Origin of the sequence: Rhodococcus sp. NPDC057529 (genome assembly GCF_042802055.1) — a bacterium.
Classification (GTDB): domain Bacteria; phylum Actinomycetota; class Actinomycetes; order Mycobacteriales; family Mycobacteriaceae; genus Rhodococcus_F.
This window is the reverse complement of sequence record NZ_JBHVEY010000009.1, coordinates 116,607-123,683: the sequence shown is the minus strand read 5'-3', so window position 1 is coordinate 123,683 and position 7,077 is coordinate 116,607. Positions and strand designations below refer to the sequence as shown.

4 protein-coding genes are annotated in these 7,077 nt (G+C 69.1%); all 4 read right to left on the bottom strand.

What is annotated here, in order from left to right:
* Window positions 1–74: 74 nt before the first annotated feature.
* Complete coding sequence (locus tag ACFU5V_RS19320; protein ID WP_005240467.1) at window positions 75–413, bottom strand: P-II family nitrogen regulator; 339 nt, start codon at window positions 411–413, stop codon at window positions 75–77.
* A gap of 57 nt (window positions 414–470) precedes the next feature.
* Entirely contained in the window at window positions 471–1,730 is a 1,260-nt protein-coding gene (locus ACFU5V_RS19315; protein WP_378436616.1) for an ammonium transporter, read from the bottom strand.
* Window positions 1,731–1,979: 249 nt separating this feature from the next.
* Window positions 1,980–3,386 (bottom strand): signal recognition particle-docking protein FtsY, encoded by a 1,407-nt coding sequence (gene ftsY / locus ACFU5V_RS19310; RefSeq protein WP_378701260.1) that lies wholly within the window; start codon window positions 3,384–3,386, stop codon window positions 1,980–1,982.
* A gap of 66 nt (window positions 3,387–3,452) precedes the next feature.
* Entirely contained in the window at window positions 3,453–7,058 is a 3,606-nt protein-coding gene (smc, locus tag ACFU5V_RS19305) for a chromosome segregation protein SMC (RefSeq protein ID WP_378701258.1), read from the bottom strand.
* Window positions 7,059–7,077 lie beyond the last annotated feature (19 nt).

Sequence of the window (7,077 nt, the reverse complement as noted above, 5' to 3'; positions counted from 1 at the left end):
CCCCCCCCCCCTCCTCCCCCCCCCCCTCTCCCTCCCCCCCCCCCCCAGGGCCGGTCTTACCGGACCCGTTGGGGTCAGAGCGCATCCGCGCCGCGTTCCCCGGTGCGCACCCGGATGACCGACTCGACCGGCGACACCCACACCTTGCCGTCACCGATCTTGCCGGTGCGTGCGGCCTCGACGATCACCTCGACGACCTTGTCCACGGCAGCGTCGTCGACGACGACCTCGACCCGGACCTTCGGTACGAAATCGACCGAGTACTCGGCTCCGCGGTAGACCTCGGTGTGCCCCTTCTGGCGGCCGTACCCCTGGACCTCGCTGACGGTCATGCCCAGGACGCCCGCCTGCTCGAGTCCCGTCTTGACGTCCTCGAGAGTGAACGGCTTGACAATTGCCGTGATCAGCTTCATTTCGTTGTCCCTTCCAAAGCGCTTCGGTACTCGATGTTCACTCTTATCACTAGCCGATCAGGCGAAGTCGTAGGCGGTCTCCGCATGTTCGCCCTCGTCGATGCCCTGAGCCTCTTCCTCGGCGGACACCCTCCAGCCGAGCGGCTTGAGAGCGAACGCGATGACAGCGGTCAGGATGCCGGTGAACACGAGTGCGGACAGCGCGATCACGATCTGGACAACCAACTGCTTGTAGTCACCACCGTAGAACAAACCGGTCGACGTTCCGAAGAATCCGATGGCCACGGTGCCCCAGAGGCCGGAGACGAGGTGCACACCGACGACGTCGAGCGAGTCGTCGTAGCCGAACTTGAACTTCAGGCCCACGGCCAGCGCAGACAGGATGCCGGCGATCGCACCGAGGACCAGCGAGCCGACCGGGCTGAGGGCACCGGCGGCGGGGGTGATGGCGACGAGGCCCGCGACCGCACCGGAGGCGGCGCCGAGGCTGGTGGCGTGACCGTCACGGATGCGTTCCGTCAGGAGCCAGCCCAGGATTGCGGCGGCGGTGGCAGACGTCGTGTTGACCCAGGCGAGTCCGGCGTTGCCGTCGGCGGCGAAAGCGGAGCCCGCGTTGAAGCCGAACCAGCCGAACCACAGCAGAGCGGCACCGAGCATGACGAACGGCAGGTTGTGCGGGCGGAACGCGGTCTTGCCGAATCCGGCGCGCTTGCCGATGATCACGGCGAGGACGAACGCGGCGATACCGGCGTTGATGTGGACGACGGTGCCACCGGCGAAGTCAATGGGGGCCACGGAGGCGACCAGTCCACCCTCGCCGTCGTCGGTGGTTCCGAAGATCTTCGCCGCCAGTCCGTTCTCCGAACCGGACAGCAGACCGCCACCCCACACCATGTGAGCGAGCGGGAAGTACACGATGGTGACCCACACGCCGGAGAACAGCAGCCACGTGCCGAACTTGACGCGCTCGGCCAGGGCACCGCTGATCAGCGCGGTCGTGATGATCGCGAACGTCACCTGGAAGGCGATGTCGATCACGTTGGGGTAGCCGAATGCGCCTGCGATGAAGTTGCCGTCGGCATCGGTGATGCTGTCCTTCAGGCCGAAGAACTCGAACGGGTTCGCGAAGATGCCCCCGATGTCGTCGGTCCCGTAGGACATCGACCAACCCCAGAGCACGTAGATCACCGCGATGACCGCCATGGCGCCGAACGACATCATCATCATGTTCAGCACGGACTTCGACCTGGACATACCGCCGTAGAAGAACGCCAGGCCGGGCGTCATCAGTAGAACCAGGGATGCTGACATCAGCATCCATGCGGCGTTGCCGGAGTTTGCCAACACTTCGTCGGGACTCACTTACTACCTCCTAGTCGCGCGCTGGTCTGCACGTCGTCAGGAAGTAGATTCGCGTTGCGGTGTTTCGGCTGTGCCACTGCACTGTTTCGCGCGCGTGAACGCATCGGCCTATTTTGTTGCGTGTACGTTTCGCCAGGCGATTTGCGGTCGGTTTCAGCTCCCCGGAGCCGTCCGGGACCCCGAGACGGCCGGCCTCGTGGCCTCTCAGCCGAGCAGCGCGTCGACGAAGGCGCCCGGCTCGAACGGGGCCAGATCGTCGGCGCCCTCACCGAGTCCGACGAGCTTCACGGGAACGCCGAGTTCGTGCTGAACCTGGAACACGATGCCGCCCTTGGCGGTGCCGTCGAGTTTGGTGAGCACCACACCGGTGATGTCGACGACCTCGGCGAACACCCGCGCCTGCGCCAGGCCGTTCTGCCCGATGGTCGCGTCGAGGACCAGGAGGACGTCGTCGACCGACGCCTTCTTCTCGATGACCCGCTTGACCTTGCCGAGCTCGTCCATGAGGCCCGTCTTGGTGTGCAGCCTGCCCGCGGTGTCGATCAGGACGACGTCGACGCCGTTGTCGATCCCCTTGGACACCGCGTCGAACGCGACGGCCGCCGGATCGGCGGCTTCCTTTCCGCGCACCACCTCGGCGCCGACCCGTTCGGCCCACGTCTGCAACTGGTCCGCGGCGGCCGCACGGAACGTGTCGGCGGCGCCCAGCAGGACGCGCCTGCCGTCGGCGACGAGAACACGCGCGAGCTTGCCCGTGGTGGTGGTCTTGCCGGTGCCGTTCACCCCGACGACGAGCAGGACCGCCGGGTGGTCGTCGTGCGGAAGGGCGCGGATGGAGCGGTCGAGTTCCGGACGGAGTTCGGCGACCAGGACCTCGCGCAGCAGCGCGCGCGCGTCGGCCTCGGTGCGGACACTGCGCGACGCCATCTGCGCACGCAGGGACGTGACGATCTTCGTGGTCGTCGCCGAGCCGAGGTCGGCGATGAGGAGCGTGTCCTCCACCTCTTCCCAGGAGTCCTCGTCGAGGTCGCCGCCGCCGAGCAGTCCGAGCAGGCTCTTGCCCACCGCGGACTGGGACCGGGACAGGCGCCCACGCAGACGGTCGAGGCGGCCTTCGGTGGGCGCGATGACGTCGAGTGCGGGTGCGGCGGGAGCCGGTTCGGGCTCGGGTGCGGGCGCGACCTCGGGTTCCGGTTCGACCTCCGGGGCGACGACCGGTTCGTAGGTGACCGGCTCCGGCGGGGCCACCGGCTTCTCCGGCGCCTTCTCGGGTGCCTTCCCGGGGGCGGTGGCCTTCTCCGGCTCCGGAGGCGCCACGACCTCCGGTTCCGGCGTGATCGCGGGTTCGGGCACCGGTGTGGGCAGCACCGGCTCCGGCACCACTTCCCGGGGCGGCGCCGTCGCCGTCGACCCCTGGCTGAAGTTGAACCCGCCGTCGGCACGATAACTGCCCGAACGGTCCTTCTCCGCCGTGGTGACCTGCGGGGTGTCCGGCGCCTTCAGGGAGATCCGGCGACGCCGATACAGCAGGGACCCGACGACGAGAACGACGAGAAGTAGGGCCAGTGCGGCCGCGATGGCAATCCAAGCTCCGGTAGTCACGCCGCCCATTGTTTCAGGCTCCGGATTCCCTCGCGCACTGCCTCGCCGGGCGCAGGGTCCCCGTCGGTGCCGGAATCAGGCGTCTGCGGCCACCATGTCCTGGCCACGGAGCCGCTGGGAGATGACGGTGGTGATGCCGTCGCCGCGCATGCTGACGCCGTACAGCGCGTCGGCCACCTCCATCGTCGGCTTCTGGTGGGTGATGACGATCAGCTGCGACTTCTCCCGCAACTGCTCGAACAACCCGATGAGGCGGCGCAGGTTCGTGTCGTCCAGCGCGGCCTCCACCTCGTCCATCACGTAGAAGGGGGACGGCCTGGCCCGGAAGATCGCCACGAGCATCGCCACGGCCGTGAGCGACTTCTCACCACCGGACAGCAACGACAGCCGCTTGACCTTCTTGCCGGGCGGCCGGGCCTCCACCTCGATGCCGGTCGTCAGCATGTCGGACGGATCGGTGAGCACCAGCCTGCCCTCGCCACCGGGGAACAGTTTCGCGAAGACCTGCACGAATTCGCGTTCGACGTCCGCGTAGGCCTCGGTGAACACCTGCAGGATGCGGGCGTCGACGTCGGCGACGACACCGAGAAGGTCCTTGCGGGCGGTCTTCACGTCCTCGAGTTGTGTGGAGAGAAAGTTGTAGCGTTCCTCGAGCGCGGCGAACTCCTCGAGCGCCAGCGGGTTGACCTTGCCGAGCGTCGCCAAGTCCTTCTCGGCACGTTTCGCGCGACGTTCCTGCGTGGTTCGGTCGTACGGAACCGGTGCGGGCATCGTGACCTGTTCGCCGCGCTCCTTCGCCTGCTCGTACTCCTCCATCTCGAGTGCGGACGGCGCCAGCGCGACATCGGGACCGTATTCGGCGATCAGATCGTCCAGGCCGATCCCGTGCTGGTCGAGGATCGCCTCCTCGAGTTGTTCGATGCGGAGTGCGGCCTGGGCGCGGGCCACCTCGTCGCGGTGCACGGCGTCGGTGAGCGACGCCAGCTGTCCGGCCAGCTGACGCACCCTCTCCTTCACCTGTTCGAGTTGGGTCGTCCGCTCGGTGCGGGCCCGGGCGAGTTCGTCCCGGTGCGCCATCGCGGAGTCGACGACCTCTCCGAGGTGCTCGGCGACCCGCTGTCCGGACTCGGCGACGGCCGCCGCGACGGCGGCCGCGTTCTGCCGGGCCTTCATCGCGCGTTCGGCCCGGGCGCGCGCGTCGCGTTCCACCTGGGCGGCGCGGCGCAGCGAATCGGCCTTGCCGCGCACCGACTCGGCCCGTTCCTCGGCTGTGCGCACGGTCAGCCGGGCTTCGACCTCCACAGCCCGCACTTCCGCGAGGGCCGCGGCCGCCGTCTCGCGATCGATGCTCGTCGAATCGGACCCACCCGTGTCGGCGCCGGCGGGCGAGGCGTCCTGTTCCGCCATCCGCAGCCGTTCCTCGAGTTCGGCCAGCGCGGTGAGTGTGTCCTCGCGACCGCTCTCGGCCTTGTCCCGCTGCGCCATGAGCCGATCGGATTCGGCGTGCGCGGCGCGGGCGGCCTGGCCGAGGCGGCCGAGGCGTTCGTAGATGGCCGACATCGCGGCGTCGGACTCGTTCAGCGCGGCCAGTGCCTGCTCCGCGTTCTCCTGTCGGTCGGCCTGTTCCGCGACGGCGCCGGACAGTGCCGCGGACAGTTCCTCGGCGCGACGTTCGGCGCGGGCAAGATCCTGCACCGAGTTGTCGATGGCGGCCTGGACCTCGAGGGTGCTCGGCTGGCGGTCCGAGCCGCCGCTCATCCAGCCCGCCCCGAGGAGATCACCGTCGCGGGTGACGGCGCGCACGTCGGGCCTGCGCCGGACGTGTTCGACGGCGTCGTCGAGGGAGTCGACGACGACCACTCCGCCCAGGAGCGCCGCGAGCCCGGTCCGGAGTTCGGCGGGGCAGTCGATGACGTCGACGGCCCACCGGGCGCCGGAATCCAGGTGCCCGCCGCCCGGGACGGTCTGATCGGTGCCGATGACCAGGGACGCCCGGCCGCTGTCCGTTTCCTTCAGCGCAGCGACCGCGCCGCGGGCGGCGTCGAGGGAGTCGGCGACGACGGCGTCCGCGGCGGGCCCCATCGCCGCCGCGACGGCGCCCTCGTAGCCCTTTTCGACGGTGATGAGGGTACCGATCGGTCCCCGGATGCCGTGCTCACCCCGGTTCTCGACGAGCCAGCCGGCGCCGTCCTTGCGTTCGAGGCCCATCGACAAGGCGTCGATCCGGGCGCGCAGCGACGCCACTTCCTGCCCTGCGGCGCGTTCTTCGGACTGGAGTTCGGTGACGCGTTCGGAGATCAGACGAAGCGCCTCGACGGCACGCTCGTGGTGGGAGTCGAGCCCGAGTTCACCGGCGTCGAGGTCGCCGATCTCGTCCTGGACGACCTCGAACTCGGATTGTGCGGCGTCGCCGCGCTGCCGGGCCTCGTCGATCGCGACGGTGAGCCGGGACACTTCGGCGTCGACGGAGTCGGCGCGGGTGCGCAGCGTGTCGACCTGCCCGGACAGCCGGGCCAGGCCTTCTCGGCGGTCGGCGATCGCCCGTACCGCCGCCATGTGGGCCCGTTCGGCCTCGGCGGCCGTCTCCTCCCCCAGCGCCAGTTGCTCCTTGGCCGCGTCCAGCGCCGCACGTGCCATCTCGACGGCTTCGACGAGTTCCCGTTCCTCCGCGGCGATCCGGTCGGCGCGGGCCTCCATCTCGTCCGGATCCTGACCGCGGTTCGCGGACGGCTCGGAGTCGAGGTGGCGCGCCCGTTCACGGGCGATGCGGATGGTCGCGTTGACGCGTTCCGCGAGCGCCGACAGCTGGAACCACGTCTGCGCCGCCGCTTCGGCACCCGGTGTGAGCCTCGACAATTCCTGCTCGTGCCGTCCCAGCTCGAGGTTGGCCTCGTCGAGCGCCGCGGTGACCTGGTCGTGCTGCTCGCGGGCGACCTTCTCGTCCTGCGCCTGGTCGGCCAGCTCCTCACGCCGCGACACCAGATCGTCGGCGGCGAGTCGCAGCTTCGCGTCGCGGAGGTCGGCCTGCACGGTCTGCGCGCGACGGGCCACCTCGGCCTGCCGCCCGAGTGGTTTGAGCTGGCGCCGCAGCTCCGCCGTGAGGTCGTTCAGGCGCGCCAGGTTGGCCTGCATCGCGTCGAGTTTGCGGACCGCTTTTTCCTTGCGCTTGCGGTGCTTGAGCACCCCGGCTGCCTCTTCGATGAATGCGCGCCGGTCTTCCGGACGCGATTCGAGGATGGCGGCGAGGCGGCCCTGCCCGACGATCACGTGCATCTCCCGGCCGATACCGGAGTCGCTGAGCAGTTCCTGCACGTCCATCAGCCGGCACGAGCTGCCGTTGATCTCGTATTCGCCGGCGCCGTCACGGAACATGCGCCGGGTGATCGACACCTCGGAGTAGTCGATCGGCAGGGCGCCGTCGGAGTTGTCGATGGTCAGCGTCACCTCGGCGCGCCCGAGGGGCGCCCGCCCGGCGGTGCCGGCGAAGATGACGTCTTCCATCTTGCCGCCGCGCAGCGCCTTCGCCCCCTGCTCACCCATCACCCAGGTGAGTGCGTCGACGACGTTGGACTTGCCCGACCCGTTCGGCCCTACGACACAGGTGATTCCCGGCTCGAATCGCAGAGTCGTTGCGGACGCAAAGGATTTGAATCCCTTCAGCGTCAGACTCTTCAGATGCATGACGGAGAACTTTACCTTC